This window comes from Sphingopyxis sp. GC21, assembly GCF_025727575.1.
Taxonomy (GTDB): Bacteria; Pseudomonadota; Alphaproteobacteria; order Sphingomonadales; family Sphingomonadaceae; genus Sphingopyxis; species Sphingopyxis terrae_A.
Genome location: NZ_CP095845.1, coordinates 1,825,436 through 1,842,294, shown reverse-complemented (window position 1 = coordinate 1,842,294; position 16,859 = coordinate 1,825,436). Strand labels below are relative to the sequence as shown.

Genomic DNA, 16,859 nt, shown 5'->3' with positions numbered 1-16,859 from the left:
ACTGAAGCGCCCGGATCGGTTGCGTTCTTCTCACGCGAACAGATCGACGGGCCTGGGCGCCTCCTGCTTCCATTGGCCGAGGCCATCGCCGGCGGTTTCGGCGCCGAACGTGACCATCCCCTGGATCATCGAAGCGACGAGGTGGTCCACGCGAGCGGTGTTCGGCTGGACCGGCACCGGCGTTGCCTTGTCCAGGTCCGAACCCGTGCCGCTGTCCTGCAGCAGGCGGGCGATTGCTGGCGGCGACTCCGGTTCTAGCATCAAGTTGCGCTTCCGCCAGGCCAAGCTGCCGAACGCCTCGGTGGCGTCATCATTCGCCGCCTGGAGCGCGGAAGCGAGTTGGTCTGCCGCCTGGAACGGATCGATTGCGCCCATATCGCCCGCCTTGACGACGAGAGCCGCAGCCTCCGCAGCGCTGATCGGCCTCAAGGTCGGGGCGGGATCGCTGAACCCGAGGGAGGCGCCAGCCTGATCCGAACCGCTCCCCGGAACCTCGACGCCATCGATCAGGGCCTCGATCTGGAAGCGACCCTTCCATCCTGCGTGAGCAACCCCGAACGGTTGCCGGTAGGTGGCAAGCGTGGGGGATGGCGCGGAAGCGGAGAAGTAGGTGAGGGCGGCGTCTACGAACCCGGCGGTGGTGCCGTCGGTGCGGGTGAAGCTGCCCTTGTTCACGATGACCGCATCGCCGAGCGCGAAGGTGCCCGTTACGGCCGCGCCGGTGAGGTCGATCGACTGGACGCCCGAAGCCGTCAGCGTGGCGATCTCGCCATCATCGACCAGACCATCCCCGTTACGGTCCCGCCAGATGCGGAATTCGGCGAACCGCGCGTCGGCGGCCGAGAGAATTCCGTCGCCGTCGGTGTCGAAAGCGCGCAGGCCCGCGAGGTCGCTTGCGGCGCCGGCGACGTCGTTCACGAAGCTGAACTCGCCCGCGTTGCTGAGTGTGCCGTTGCCGTCGCGGTCGAGGAACAGCATCCCCTCGCCCGAACCCATCCAGCTCGTATCGTCTGCCAGGCCGTCTCCGTTCATATCGAAGCGGGCGCGGCTGACCGAGGCGGAAACGGTGGTGACGCCGCCGCCGTCGAGATCGAGGATGATGGGCGCTGCCAGGCCGACCTGCACGCCGTTCTTGAACTCGGCGATCTCGATGCCGGTCAGCGTGTCGGTGCCGTCGTTGCCGTCCTGGGACGCGTTGTTGTCGACGATCCGGATGCTGCCGTTGACGGTCGAGATCGAGTAGGTCGTGGACAGCCCGGCAAACACCGCGACGTCCGTTCCGGCGCCGCCGTCGAGCGTATCGTTGCCCGCCCCGCCGGTCAGGCGGTCATTGCCCGCCCCGCCGCTCAGCACATTGGCTGCCGTGGTGCCGACGATCACGTCATTGCCCGAGCCGGTTTCGACATTCTCGAAGTCGTATACGCCGTCGGTCTCGCTTCCCGACGTCGCGGAGCTGTTCGCCAGATTGATGGTCCACGCCGCAGTCGCGGAGGCATAGGACAGCTTGTCGACACCGGCGCCCGCATAGACGAGATCGTTGCCCGCGCCGGGTGCTATGATGTCGTCGCCATTGTCGCCGGTGATCGTATCGTTTCCGGCGCCGCCGTCGATGACATCGTTGTTATCGCCGCCGTTGATGGTGTCATTGCCGTCACCGCCCGCCAGCTGATCGGCTCCGGCGTCGCCGGTGATGATGTCGTCTCCGTCACCGCCATCGATGATATCGTCGTTGAGGCCGCCGTAGAGCCGGTCGATCCCGGCCCCGCCATAGAGGATATCGTTGCCGTCGCCGCCGGTCAGCTGATCGTCGCCGTCGCCGCCGTTCAGGGTGTCGGCGCCGGCGGCGCCGTTGAGCTGGTCATTGCCGGCCCCGCCGAAGAGGGTGTCGTTCCCGGCTTCGCCATTCAGGATGTCGTCGCCGTCACCGCCATCGAGCGTATCGTTGCCATCCCCGCCATTGAGGCCGTCGTTGCCCGCACCTCCAAGCAAGGTGTCGTTGCCCGCCCCGCCGTTGAGCGTGTCGTTTCCGGCTCCGCCATCGAGGACATTGGCGCCGCTCGTGCCCGTGAGGGTGTCGCTGCCGCTACCGCCGCGGAGGTTTTCGACATTGGTGATCGTGTCGGTCTCGCCCGTGGTCACGCCCTGCGCGGTCGTGACGGCGAGACTGACGCTGAGGTTCGTGGTGGCGTAGCTGTAGTCGACCCAGTCCGTGCCTGCACCGCCGTTGAGGCTGTCATTGCCGGCTCCGCCGATCAGCACGTCGTCCCCGGCATCGCCGGTGATCGTATCGTTGCCATCGCCGCCGTTCAGCGTGTCGTTGCCATCGCCGCCGGAAATCACGTTCGCCGCGCTGTTGCCCGTAATGACATCATCGCCGGCATTGCCGCTGATCTTGGTGATCCCGGTCAGGGTGACGTTGGTGAAATCGAGACGGTCGCCATTGGCGGTGCCCGCGATCGTCACGTTGGAAAAACCGTTGGACGTGACGGTCGTGACCCCGACGGTATTGCCCATGCGGATGGCGTTCGACGCCTTCCACGCCTTAATCACCGGCTGCTGACCGACGAACAGGAAGTCGTCGGCGGTGAGATTTGCGAGGGCGATGTCCTCGATGACGATCGCCGGATGGCCGGTGATCTGGATCTGCACGTCGTCGCCGACCTGCGACATGAACGGCGCGAGCGCGGCAAAGCTGGTGAGCCCGTCAGACCCGCTCAGGAACACGATCTTGTCGGCGCCATCCTGGAAGTCTCCGATCGTCGCCCATAGCGTATCCCATGCGGCCGCTTCCAGCATGGACGAGTCGAACACGAAATAGTCGTAGCCAGGCCCGCCAAAGGCGTAGTTCTGGGTGCCGAACAGTTCGATCACATCGTTGCCGCGCCCGGCGTAAACGCTGACGTTCCAACCGTCCGAGGTGATGTAGTCGTTGCCGTCGAGCGCATCGACAGATGTGTTGCTGGCCCCTTCGCCGACGATCCGTTCACTGGCGTTGCCGATGTTCTGCCAGTCGGTCAGCGCGCGCGTAACCGTGGTGGTCGGCCAGGGCACCGCGCCGGCCGCCGGAGCGGCGCCGAAGCCGCCCGAGGTCGCCCAGTTGCCGAACATGAAATCGGACGCATCGAGCGCGGCCAGGGTGATGTTCTGGATGGTGATCCGTGGCAGACCCTGAAGCACGATGTCGACGTTCGCGCCGTTCTGGACGAGGTGCGGCGCCAGCTCGGCAAAGGTGGTGACACCGCCCGTGCCGTTGACGATGCCGATGCGGTCCGTGCCGTTCTGGAAATCGGTGATCGTCGCCCAGGTGTCGGTGTCGCTGCCCGCGACCAGCGAGAAGCCGTCGAAGATGAAGGTATCGGCGCCCGCGCCGCCTTCGCCCGAGCCGCTGTAGCCCATGAACTCGAGGATGTCGTTGCCGTCATCGCCATGGAGGCCGACGTTCCAGGCATCGGCGGTCATGTAGTCGTCGCCGCCCAGCGCCCAGATCGCCGAGTTCTGTGCGCCGCGCCCGACAATCCGGTCGTTGCCATTACCGAACAGCGCCCACTGCGAAGGCGTGCGCTCCGCGCTCACCGGCAGCATGCCGACGGTGAGGGTGAAGACGTCGCTCGCGGTCGCCTTGCCATCGCTGGCGGTGATCCTGATGTTGTAGTCGCCGAGCGCGCCTGCCGCGACCGTGCCGGTGAGATGGCCGTTCGCGAAGGAGAGCCAGGACGGCAGGGCCGAACCATCGGCCATGCTCGCCGTATAGGTCAGCACATCGCCGTCGGCATCGGTGAAGGCGCCTGCCGGCACCGCGATATCGAGCGTGGCGCCGCGCAGCTTCGAGACATCCGCGAGCGGCTGTGCGACCACCGGCGCGTGGTTGGTCGTGGCTGGCGGGCTGATGGTCAGACGGAACACGTCGGAGGCGGCGAGCGAGCCGTCGCTGGCCGAAACCTCCAGATCGAGGAAGCCGTTGAAGCCGACAGGCGGCGTGCCGGTGAAGTGCGAACCGTTGAAGCTCAGCCAGCTCGGGAGGGCATTGCCGTTTGCGAGCTTCGCGGTGAGGGCAAGGGTATCGCCATCGACATCGCTGAAGCTGCCCGCCGGCAGCGCCACGTCGATCGCGCCTGGCGCGGTCCAGGTCACGTTGGGCAGGGCGGAGGCGAGAACGGGAGCGTCGTTGACCGGGGTGACCGTGAGCGTGAAGACGTCGGAAACGCTGGCGGCACCATCGCTCGCGGTGACCTTGATATCGAGTCCGCCGTGGTAGTTGGCAGGCGGGGTGCCGGTGAAGCGGCGGGCCGCGGCGTTGAACGAGAGCCAGGACGGCAGGGCAGCGCCGGTTGCGAGGGCCGCGGAGAGGGTCAGGGCATCGCCGTCGACGTCGCTGAAAGCGCCTGCGGGCAGGGTCACGTCGAGCGCCGTGTCCTCGGCGATGGACACATCGCTCAGCGGCGTCGCCACGACCGGCGCGTCATTGACCGGCGTGATGGTCAGGCGGAACGTGTCGCTCGCCGAAAGCGAGCCGTCCGACGCGACAATCTCGATATCGAGCGCGCCGTTGAAATTGGCGGGAGGCTGGCCGGTCAGGCGTGCGCCATTGAAGCTGAGCCAGGCAGGCAGGGCACTGCCGCCTGCGAGCCGTGCGCTGAGGGTGAGCGTGTCGCCATCGACGTCGGTGAAGCTCACCGTCGGAATGGCGACATCGACGGCGTTGTCCTCTGCAATCGTGACGTCGACCAGCGCCTGAGCGAGCACCGGCGCATCGTTGACCGCGCTCACGGTCAGGCGGAAGCCCGAGCTTGCCGCGAGCGTGCCGTCCGAGGCGGTCACGAGGATGTCGATAACCCCGTTGAAGTTGGCCGGCGGCGTGCCCGTGAAGCGGCCGTTCGCAAAGCCCAGCCATGAGGGCAGCGCCGCGCCCGAGGCCAGCTTCGCCGCGAGAGTCAGAGTATCGCCATCGACATCGGCAAACGCGCCAGCGGGAATCGTGAAGTCGATCGCGGTGTCTTCCGCGCTTTGCTTGTCGGCGAGCGCGAGGGCTGCAACCGGCGCGTCATTGACCGGCGTGATGGTCAGCACGAACACGTCGCTCACGCTCGCATGGCCGTCGCTGGCCGACACCTCGATCTCGAGCGCTCCGTTGAAGTTTGCGGACGGCGTGCCGGTGAAGCGACCGCCAGCGAACGACAGCCAAGACGGCAGCGCCGTGCCGTCGCTGAGCCGCGCGCTCAGGGTCAGCACATCGCCATCGAGATCGCTGAACGTCCCTGCCGGCAACAGCAGATCGACCGCCGCGTCCTCGGCCGACTGCCGGTCCGCGATCGGCTGCGAAAGGACCGGGGCGTCATTGACGCCGGAGATCACCAGATCGAATGCGTCGCTGACGCTATATTCGCCGTCGCTGGCGCTGATCTTCAGGCCCAGCACACCATTGAAGTTGGCGGGCGGCTGTCCCGAGAGAACGCCATTGGCGTAGCTCATCCAGGCCGGAAGCGCGCTGCCATCGGCGAGCGTCACGGCGAAGGTGAGCGCATCGCCATCCACGTCCGCGAAACGGTCGGTGTGAAGCACGAAGCTGAATGCCTGATCTTCGGTGCCGGCAAGGTCGGGAAGCGCCTGGGTCAGGACCGGGGCGTCGTTCACCGCATCGATCAGGACCGCGAACTGCCGGATGACGGTCGCGCTCTGGTCGGCGGCGAGGATTTCGAGTGTGATCGCGCCGTTGAAGTTTGCGGGCGGGGTTCCGGTAAAGCTGCGGGTCTGCCGGTCATAGGTGAGCCATGAGGGCAGTGCGCTGCCGCCCAGACCGCGCACTTCGACCAGCACCGCATCGCCATCGGCGTCGGACACGAGACCGGCCGGCAGGCTTGCCATGAACGGCTGATCCTCGACCCCGCGCAGGGCGGGGATCGCGGCGATGACCGGAGCGTCGTTGACCGCGGTCACGGTGACCGCAACCCTGGCGATGTCGGTCAGACCCGCCGAGTCAGTGACTTCATAGTCGAACCAGGCCGCGCCGTTGAAATCGGCGTCGGGGGTGATGACGAGCTGGCCGATGCCGTTGTCGGTGACCGTCAGGCCGTGCGCATCGACGATGCGGGTGAAGACGAGGGCCTGGCTGTCGGGCTCGACATCATTTTCGAGCAGTTCGGAGATGAACAGCGTCAGCGGCTGATCTTCGGTGAGGGACAGCGCGTCGTCGACCGCGGTCGGCGCATCGTTGACCGGGAGCACCTCGATTTCGACGGTGGCGGTCACCGGGAAGCCGGAAGCGTTGGTGATCGCATAGCTCAGCGTCAGCGTGCCGTTGAAGTTGGCCGACGGCGTGATCCGGTATTGTCCGTTCGCAAGCGCGGTGATCGAGGCGTCGGCCGGAGCGCCGATGAAGCCGAGGAACGAGAGGGTTTCGCCTTCGGGGTCGTAGTCGTTGGCGAGGAGCTGCGCCGGATCGATGTCGATATAGGTGTCTTCGAGCAGACCGAAGCCATGATCGGAGACCGCGATCGGAATGTTGAACTCCGGCAGGATGGTGAGCGAGACGGTGCCGATGCTGTCGGCGCCGTGGCTATCGGTTACGCGGTAGGAGAAGCCCGCATTGCCGAAATAGCCGGCCCGCGGCGTGAACACCGCCGTGTTGCCGACCATCGCGACAGTGCCGTTGTCGCCATCGAGCAGTTCGACGATTCCGAAGCTGTCGCCCTCGATGTCGCGGTCGTTCGCGAGCAGAACGGCAAGATCGATGGTGATCGGCGTGTCCTGATCGCCGACGAAGACGCCGGCCGGATTGTTGACGGTGCCCACGCCGTCGGCGTTGGCATAAGGCGCGTCGTTGACCGGTGCGACGGTGAAGGAGAAGGTTCCGGTGGTCTCGTTGCGCCCGTCGGTGATCGTGTAGCGGAAGGTGGCCGTGCCGCTGACATTCTCGTTGGGCACGAAACTGTAGCGCCCGCCGGGCAGGCGCTGGATGCGGCCCAGATTGTCCGCGGTTTCGAGCGAGACGAAGCGCACGGTGTCGCCGTCGAGATCGCTGTCGTTGGCGAGGAGGTCGGCCGCCGTGAATTCGAAGGGCGTGTCCTCGTCGGTCGCAAACAGGTCGGCGGCGGCGGTCGGCGCATGGTTGGTCGATTGCACGTTGACCGTGACCGACCCGGTGCGGGCGCCGTCGATGTCGTCGGTGACGACATAGTCGAAGCTTGCCTGGCCGCTGAAATGGGCGTCGGGCGTGAAGGTGATGTTCACGCCGTCGAAGGCCAGCGTGCCATGGACCGCGTTGAGGACATCGACGAAACGGATCGGATCACCATCGACGTCATGGTCGTTGGCCAGAAGCTGCGCCGGGGTGATGACGATCGGCGTCGCCTCGATTGTCGAGAAGCTGTCGGCGCCGGTGTAGGGGGCTTCGTGCCGGCCTTCCACCGCGATGCCGACGCTGGCGCTGCTGTCGCCCTGCAGGTCGTCGGTGACCACATAGGAGAAGCTGTCGCTGCCCGACCAGTCTGCGTCCGGGGTATAGGTGACGGTGGCGGCGAGCTTGCCGTCGAACAGGTGTGATGCGCTCGCGCTCTGGCTGCTGCCGCCAAGGCTGGCGTTCCAGGTGATGGCAAGCGTCTGGCGCAGATCGAACGGAACGGCGGCGATGATCGTGCCGGTCGCGCTGTCGATCGCCATCCACGATGGCAGGGCCGAGCCATCGGCGAGCGTCGCCGACCAGGTGGCGCCGGGCACGCTCAGCGAGGCGGGCGGGCCATAGGCCACCGTGCCGTTGTGGACGACAAGCGTGCCATGGCCGGCGGCCGAGACGGACTTCACGCGCAGATAGTCGCCGTCGTCCTCGCGGTCGTTGGCGATGAGGTCCATCAGCGCGAAGGTCAGCGCCTGGTTCTCGATCGTGCCGAAGCTGTCGGCCACGGCATCGGGCTTTTCGGCGGTGGGCAGGACGTTGAAGATGATCGTGCCGCTGTTCTGCGAAACGCCGCCCTTCTCGTCGATCGTGGTGTAGGTCAGCGCGACCGAGCCGTTGAAGTCTTCCGGCGCGGACAGGTCGATCTGTTCGCTCGAGGTACGGACGCCGATCCCCTGCGTGCCGCCTTCGGCCAGCGTATAGGTGGTATCGACCGCGACGCCGGTGAGGATGGACAGGCTGGGCAGCGAGCCGCCATTGCCGGTGACATCGAGGCGGACGCCCAGCGTGCCGACATAAGCAGGCGGCGGCGTGCCGCCAAACGACAGGTCGGCGCCGTCGAAGCTGAGCCAGGAGGGCAGCGACGCTTCGCTGTCCTTCTTCGCCGTGATCGCGGCGGCAGCGCCGAGGTCGATGGCGAAGAGCCCCTGCGCCTTGAAGAAGGCGCTCTGCTGGAGGAGCGCATTGATGGCAGGATCGAGCGGCAGCGCCGGGTCGATCACGAACTCGAGCGTGAAGCCGCCCTTGCCCGAACTGAAGGCGCCTGTCGGCAGTGCCGCCGCGTCCGGCGTGAAGGTCAGCTGGAGGCGGACAGGCTGCGCTCCGGCATCGGGCGCTTCGCCGGTGAGCGACAGCGTCATGGTGTCGGGATCGAACGCGAGCCAGTCGGGAAGCGGCCGGCCGCCTTCGAGGCTGGCCGAGAAGCTGCCATGGCTGACATCGAACAGCGCGATGTGGCTGTCATAGGTGATGCCCGCGCCGAAGGTCGCCGGGTCGATCGCGACGGTATCGGTGAAGACCGAGGCCGCAGCCCCGGCATCGGCGCCGGGCTTCGTGAAGGTCAGCACGACGCTCAGCGGCTGCGTCGCACCGGCGTCCGGCGTGCCGCTGAAACTCAAGGTCAGGGCATCGAACAGCAGCCAGGACGGGAGCGGATCGCCATTGGCGAGCGCCGCCGAGACCGTGACTCCGACGCCGAGGTTGTCGGCGCCGAAGGCGATTTCGCTATGGTGGGGCTCGCGGACAGTGAAGCCCGCCAGGACGGCGTCGTGGACCGACAGGCCGTTTGCGAGAAACAGATTGCTGGCTGCGCTGAAGGTGAAGATGTGCGCGTAGCTGCCGCCGGCCGGATCCTTGAGGATCACGTTCACCGAAGCGGTCGCGCCCGCCGGCACCGTGCCGGTGAAGATCATGGTGGCAGCATCGAAGGTGAGCCAGCCCGGCAGGTCTTCGCCATTGGCCTGCTTGGCTATGACGGTGTAGTCCGCCGAAATATAGCGCGTGTCGAGCACGCCGAGGACACCGGCGCTGCGGAAGAACAGCACGTCGCCTTCCGGCTCGATGTCATTTCCGAAGGCTTCGGCCGGGATCACGAACAACGGATGGTCCTCGAGCCCGGAGACGAGATCGTCGCCGAGGATCGCGCCGTCGTTCTGCGGCAGGATCGAGATCGCGACATAGCCGGTCGCCGTGCCGCCCTTGCCGTCGCTGATCGTATAGTGGAAGCCCGCATTGCCGTTGAAGTCGGGCCGCGCCTTGAAGACGATCTGTCCCTGGGCATTGACGCTGACCTTGCCGTTATCGGCGAAGCGCTCGACACCGACGAAGCTCAGGCTGTCGCCGTCACGGTCGCTATCGTTGGCGAGCAGCGTCGCGGGGTCGATGACGATGGTCTGGTCTTCAAGGATCGTGAAGCGGTCGTTCGCCGCCTGCGGAGCATAGTTCGCCGGCAGGACCCGGATGAAATAGGTGAGCGTTGCGCTGGCGCCGCGTGCGTCGATCACATCGAAGGAGATGGCGGCCATGCCTTCGGCGTCTGGCGTGAAGGCTACCGTCGCCCCATCGAGCGCGGCCGTGCCGTTGAACGCGGAGTCCCCGTCGGCGCCGGTGTGCAGACCGATGAAGGAGATCGCATCGCCCTCGACGTCATGTACGGTGCGCATGATGTCCGCGACCGCGATACTCGTCGTGCGGCCGAACCGGACGCTCTGCGCATACTGATCGGAGCCGCGCGGTGCGTCGTTGACCGCATCGAAATAGAGTTCGATCGGCGCGACCGAACGCGCGCCCGACGGATCCTCGAGGATGTAGTTGAACCCGGCAAACCCGTAGAAATCGGGGCGCGAGACGATTTCCAGGAAACCGCCCACCACGCGGGCCGAGAGGTTGGTGCCCGGCGTCCACGGCCCGCCATTGCCATCGTAGTCGAACGCATCGATCGTGTCGCCGTTCTCGTCGAGAAGCGGAGTGACCCCGACGACGCGCAGGTCTTCCCAATCGTTGTCGATGTCGTAGTCGTTATCCTTGAGGACGGTATCGATGCGGATACGCAGGATCTCGTCCTCGACGCCGTGCAGGGCCGCATTGGTGTCGGGCACCGCGACCGGCGCGTCGTTCACCGCCGCGACATTGACGCGAACGCGGGCGGTGGACTCGCGGCCATAGGGGTCGGCCACGGTATATTCGAACGAGGCCTGGCCGTTGAAGTTCGCGGAGGGCTGGAAGGCGATCTTGCCGTCCTCGCGAAGCCATGCCGTTCCGGTGCTCGTGCCATTGACCGACTTCAGGACAAGCTGGTCGACGCCTTCCTCGGCATCGTTCGCCAGCAGGCTGGCCGGATCGATGACAGCGATCTCGTCCTCGACGCCGAAGAGATAGACATCGTCCTCGGCATTGAACCGGCCGATGCGGGCCAGATCCTCGATCTTCGCGCGATCCCACACGGTGCCGTTGGCGAATGCGATTTCCTCGATCCCGGTCTCGGTTCCGAGGAAGTGATCCTTGATCAACATCGTATCGAACGTGAGGACGCCGGCCACATTCTCCAGTTCGATCAGGAGATCGTCGCCCTGCCGGACGAGCGAAACGTCCTTGGGCAGGGCGCCGGCCTTGATCGCCACCCGGTCGATGTCGCTCGCCGCGCCCTGTTCGATCACCTGGTCGTTGTCGCTGTCGAAGCCGAGCAGATAGGTGTCCGAGCCGAAGCCGCCCTTGAGGATATCCGCGCCGTAGCCGCCATCGAAGCTGTCTGCGCCCGACGAGCCGATGAAGGTGTCGCCGAACACCGACCCCATCAGCATCTCGATGCTGATCAGCGTATCGCCCTCGGCCTCGCCCGCGAGGCCCTGTCCGAGCGACAGGTCGACCGTCACCGCTTCGTCCGCCGCGCTATAATCGGCGATGTCGAAGCCGCCGCGCCCGTCGATCACATCGGCGCCCAGGCCGCCGCGCAGACGGTTGTCGGAGGCATCGCCGCGCATGATGTCGTCGTGGTAGGACCCCTGGACGATCTCGATGCCGACAAGCGTGTCGCCAAGCGCGTCGCCGCCGCCCGCGAGGCTATCCGCGAGATCGATCGTGATCCCCTCGGCCGACAGCGAATAGTCGGCAATGTCCACGCCGTCGCCGCCGATCAGCGTATCGGTGCCGCGACCGCCGATCAGGACGTCGTCGCCCGCGTCGCCGCTGAGGACGTCGTCGCCGCGACCGCCCTCGAGCCGGTTGTTGCCGCTATCGCCTTCGAGCGTATCGGCAAAGTCGGTGCCGATGACGTTCTCGATGGAGATCAGCGTATCGCCCGCCGCATCGCCGCCAGAGGCGGTGCCGTTGGCGAGCGAGATGTGAACGCCCTCGGTCGCGCCCGAGCTTTGGGTCGCGTCGAAATAGTCGGCGGTGTCGATCCCGTCGCCGCCGTCGAGAATATCGGCGCCCGCGCCGCCACTAAGCGTGTCGTTGCCGAGGCCGCCAAGCAGGGTGTCGCTGCCCGCCCGGCCTTCGAGCCGGTCGTTGCCCGCGCCGCCTTCGAGGCGGTTGTCGCCGGCATCGCCGCCGAGCTGGTCGTTGAAGTCGGTGCCGACCAGCGCCTCGATACCGACGTAAATATCGCCTGCGGCCGTGCCGCCCTGACCGACGCGCGATTCAAGATCGGCTCGCACGCCGACATTGGAACCGGCAAAGACCACGGTATCGTAGCCGGCGCCGCCGGTGATGTGGTCGCCGCCGAAGCCGCCGTCGATGATGTCGTCGCCGTCACCGGCGTCGATGACATCGTCACCGGCGCCCGTCTCGATGCGGTCGTTGCCGCCGAGAGCAAGGACATAGTCGTTGCTGTCGAGGCCCTGGATCAGCTCATCCCGCGCATTGCCGACGATGTAATCGACATAGCGGCTGCCGCGCAGCGTCCCGTCGTAAGTCGTCTCGACCGTCGCGTGGACAAAGCCCGTATCCTCGAGGCCGGTCGGGTCGGCGATCCGGTACTGGATCGTCGCATCGCCCGAATAACCCGGATTGAAGCGCACGACGACGAACTGCTCACCCGAGAAGGTGACGACCTCGGCGGTGCCGATGCTCACATGATCGCCGTGCGCGAGCGCGACGGGATCGAGCACCTCGTCGATGCCCGTGAAATGGGGCAGGGGGCCGCCGTCGACATCGTAGTCGTTGGCCATGAGGTCCGAGACGCGCAGCACCAGCGGAACGTCGAGCGGGGTGGAGAAGTCGAGATCGTCGACCGCCGTCGGATCATCGGGCTGAGCGATGATGGTGAGATCGACATAACCTTCGACCATGCCGCCCTCGGCGGTATCGTCGGTGATGGTATAGTAGAAGCCCGACGATTGGGTGGCGTTCGCATTCGGCGTGAACAGGATGTTGCCGTTCGCGTCGTATTCGAGCGTGCCGTTGAGACGGTCGTCGGGCCGGAAACCGACGAACCGGAGCGGGTCGCGGTCCATGTCGGTGTCGTTGGCGAGCAGTGCCGAGATCGGAATGGTCACCGGCACGTCTTCGAGGACATCGACGAAATCGTCGCGCGCCACCGGCGGGCCGTCGCTCACATTGTCGAACCAGAGCGTGACCTTGCCGTCGTCGACCGCCCCGTCGGGATCGGAGACGAGGTAGTAGAAGCTCGCTTCTCCCCAGAAATTGGCATCCGGCGTGAAGATGATCGTGCCGTGGTCGGTGAAGGTGATGTCGCCGTTCACCGCGGTCGGTACGCTCGACTGATCGGTCAGGAAGGTGAGCGAGTAGCCTTCGGGATCATGGTCGTTCTTCAGGAGTTCGATGATCGGGATTTCGATAGCGACGTCTTCCGGACCGCGCAGGAAGTGCAGGCCGGTCGCCGCATAGTGATCGTCGCCGGCCACCGGACGATCGTTGACCGGCTGATAGGCGATCGTCGCGCGGACCCATGCCGAACCGCCCTGGCCGTCGCTGACCCGGTAGTCGAACCAGGCGTCGCCGTTGAAGTTCGCGGAAGGGGTGAAGAGGATGGTCTGGTTGGCGAGCAGCTGCGCGCTCCCGCCATGGGCCGAGCCGATGGCGTCGATGGTCAGCGGATCGCTGTCGGGGTCGATATCGTTCGACAGGAGACCGGGAACGATCGTGCCGTTCACCTCTTGCGCGAGGGCATTGATGACGATCGGGTTGTCCTCGAGGATCGGCCCGCCGGTCTGCGTGGTTTCGATCCGGTCGGCTGCCGGCTGCGGCGCGTCGTTGACCGGCGTGAAATAGAGATTGACGCGCGCGGTCGAGGTTGCTCCGGACGGATCCTTCACCACATAGTCGAACCAGGTGTCGCCCCAGAAATAGTCGCGGGGGCGAGCCTGGATCATGCCCTGCGCATCGATACGCACATCGACATTGGCGTTGGAGATGACCGACTGGATAGCGAGCGTATCGCCATCGGCGTCGCTGTCGTTGGCGAGCAGCGACAGCGGATCGATCGCGAGCTGGATACCCTCCGTACCCGTGATCGTCCCGTCATTGCGTCCGACGGGAGCATCGTTCACCGGCGTGACGGTGATATAGACCTTAGCATTGGCCGCGCCGCCTTCTGGGGTGTTCGCCACATAGGTGAACTCGGCCGTGCCGTTGAAATTGGCGTTCGGGGTGAAGGCGATGTTGCCGTCGCTCGAGAGCGAGACGGTGCCGTTCGTGGCCCCGTTGACCTGGCCGACGATCATCCGGTCGCCGTCGAGGTCGTTCGAGAGCAGCCGCTCGGCGCGGATATTGAGCGAGCCGTCCTCGGCCACGGTGAAGCCGCGATCATCGATCGCGGTGGCGACCGGACGGATGCGGATATCGACCTCTGCCGTGTCGAAGGCATTGCGGCCATCGGACAGCGTGTAGGTCAGCGCGGTCGGGCCGTAATAGCTGCTGCTGGCCGTGAAGACGACGTTGCCATTGGCGTCGAGCGTGGCGGTGCCGTTCGCGCCGCCATCGACCGAGGCGATGCGGATGGTATCGCCGTCCGCATCGAGGTCGTTGCGCAGGAGGTCGCTCGCCAGGATCGTGATCGTCTGGCCGGCGATCAGTGTGTAATAACCATCGTCGAGCGCGGTCGGAGCGTGATTGTCGACCAGATCGCGCATCGTCGCCTTGGTCCATTCGACGCCATCGGCGAAGCGGATGCGCTCGACACCCTTCCCGTCGGTAGCCAGCGCGTCGATGATCGTCAGGCTGTCGGCGGTAGAGGATTCGAAGGCGATGACGACGGATTCGCTGCCGCGGAACAGGCGCGATACCGAGGCTTCGGTGGAAGCGAAGTCGGCGATGAACACGGCGTCCACCGGATAGGTGAGGGTGTCGCTATCCTGGATGGTGTCCTTGCCGCTGCCGCGCCCGAAGGCGTAGGTGTCGGAGCCTTCGGCGCCATACAGCAGATCGTCGCCAGCGCGGGCGGCGAAGCTGTCGTCGCCGTTGAAGCCGTAGGCCTTGTCGTTGCCCGAGCCGTCGATGTCGGACAGCGCGCGGGCGCGCATGGCGGCAAGATTCCACACCGTCCCATCGGCAAAGGCGATGGTGAGAGCATTCGAGGACGCAAGCGCGCCCGACAGCACGATCTGGTCAGTGCCGTTCGCGAAGGTCAGAACGAGGTCGAGGTTTTCAGGGCCGCCGCGCACGGCGCTGAGCACGTCGGACGGATTGAGGCCTTCGAGGCGCAGGACGTCGGCGTCGGTGCTGAACCCCTCGATCTGGTCAATGCCGTCGCCGGAGCGGTAAACGAAGGTGTCGGCGCCGCCATTGCCGCTGATCACATCGTTGCCGCGTCCGCCTGTGATGGTCTCGCCGTCCGCGGTGCCGACGATCCAGTCGTCGCCGTCGGTCTGCTGTGAGGCCAGCGTCGCCGCACGGATGTCGGCGAGGCTCAGGACCACGTTGCTGTCGGTGAGCAGGATGCGTTCGACACCGCCGCCGTCGCTCAGACCGCCGCGAACGACGATCTCGTCGCCCGCCTGCGAAAGGCGGATGACGATGTCGTCGCTCTCCGGCGAAAGCAGCGCGAACGCGAGATCGGCAAGCTCGTATCCGGCAATCTCGAGCGTGTCGCCGGTAGAGGAACTGTTGTCGCTCACGGTGTCACGGCCATCGCCGCGGGCAAAACGATAGGTATCGTCGCCGCCCCTGCCGATGAGCAGGTCGTCGCCCTTGCCGCCGGCAAGGATATTGGCAGATGCATCGCCGGTGAGAATGTCGTTGCCGGTAGTCGACGCGCGCTGAAGGAGCGCTTCGGTGGTCCAGATGGTCCCGTCCGCGAAACGGACCTGCTCGATACGCCCTGACGTCAGCGCGTTCTCGATGACGATGCGGTCCGCCGTGCCGCCGACCAGCAGGGTCAGGTTCAGGCCATCGGCGCTCTGCTCGGCCAGGATATCGGCCGGGCCGATGCCGGACGCGAATTCGAGCACGTCGTTGTCGCCGCCGGTATCGGCGATCCGGTCATGGCCGTCGCCACGGGCGAAGCGATAGAGGTCGTTGCCCGCGCCGCCCAGCAGCCAGTCGTCGCCGGCACCGCCCGCAAGGGTGTCGTCACCCGCGAGACCGGAGAGCCTGTCATCGCCGCTGCCGCCGGTCAGATTGTCGGCCTGCGCCGTGCCGTAGAGGGCATCGTTTCCGGCGCTCGCCGCGAGCGCCATGCTCGCCAGCGTCGCTGCCGACCACACGGTGCCATCGATGAAGCGCACTTCGCGCACGCCCCTGGCGAAGGACGCGTCGGTGCCGAGATCGATGCGATCCGCGCTGCCGATGATTTCGAGGGAAACGGACTGTGCGCCAGCCACGAAACGCACGTCGCTCGCCGCAATGCCTGCGCCGAACGCGAGGACGTTGAGGCCCTGCGTGTCGACCACGGTGTCCTGGCCATCGCCCCGGTTGAAGACGTAGGTGTCGTCGCCCGCGCCGCCTTCGAGACGATCGTCACCCGTGTTTCCGGCGATCGTGTCGTTGCCCGCGCTTCCCCGAAGAATATCGTTGCCGGCAAGCCCGGAGAGTTGCGAGCCCGCCGCGATGCGCAGAACATCGTCGCCATCGGTTGCGGTCTGCGCCCGGACGAGGACGTCTTGCCAGCTCCACTCGGCGCCATCGGCGAAGGCAATCGTCTCGATCGCGGTCGTGCCGCCGCGCAGGACATCGGCAAACCGGATTCGTCCGCCGTCCTGGGCAATGCGCAGTTCGATATGGGCATCGTCGATCTGCACGACGCTGACATCGGCGGCGGTGATCCCATCCGCGAACACGAGACGGTCGTTGCCGCCGGCATCCGTGACGACATCGCGGCCATCACCGCGCGCGAAGCGATAGGTGTCGTCGCCCGCGCCGCCGAACAGCGTGTCATCGCCGGTCCCGCCCGATAGTACATCGTCGCCATCGGCCGAAGTCGCGGTCGAACCGCCGTAGATCACGTCGTTGCCGGAACCGCCGGACAGGACATCGTTGCCCGCGCCGCCGCGAAGCAGGTCATCGCCTTCTTCACCCGCGATCGCGTCGTTGCCCGTACCGCCGTCGATCGTATCGGCATCGGCTCCGCCGGCGAGTTGGTCCGCGCCGCCGCCGCCGAGGATCGTATCCGCGCCGCCGTGACCGTAGATGATGTCCGCGTCTTCGCTGCCGACCAGCGTATGCCCGGCATCGGTATCATGCACGGTTCCGGTAGCGGCGACCGGGAAGGAAAGGCCGCCGAAATTCTCGGGCG

At 66.2% G+C, this 16,859-nt stretch carries 1 protein-coding gene (cut by a window edge); it reads right to left on the bottom strand.

The annotated features are described in order from the left end of the window. Window positions 1–30: 30 nt before the first annotated feature. Window positions 31–16,859, bottom strand: the 3' portion of a protein-coding gene (locus tag MU856_RS08760; RefSeq protein ID WP_263588902.1) for a tandem-95 repeat protein. Its footprint extends 13,882 nt past the window's final position; only the last 16,829 of its 30,711 coding nucleotides appear in the window; its start codon lies off the right edge, out of view; the stop codon is at window positions 31–33.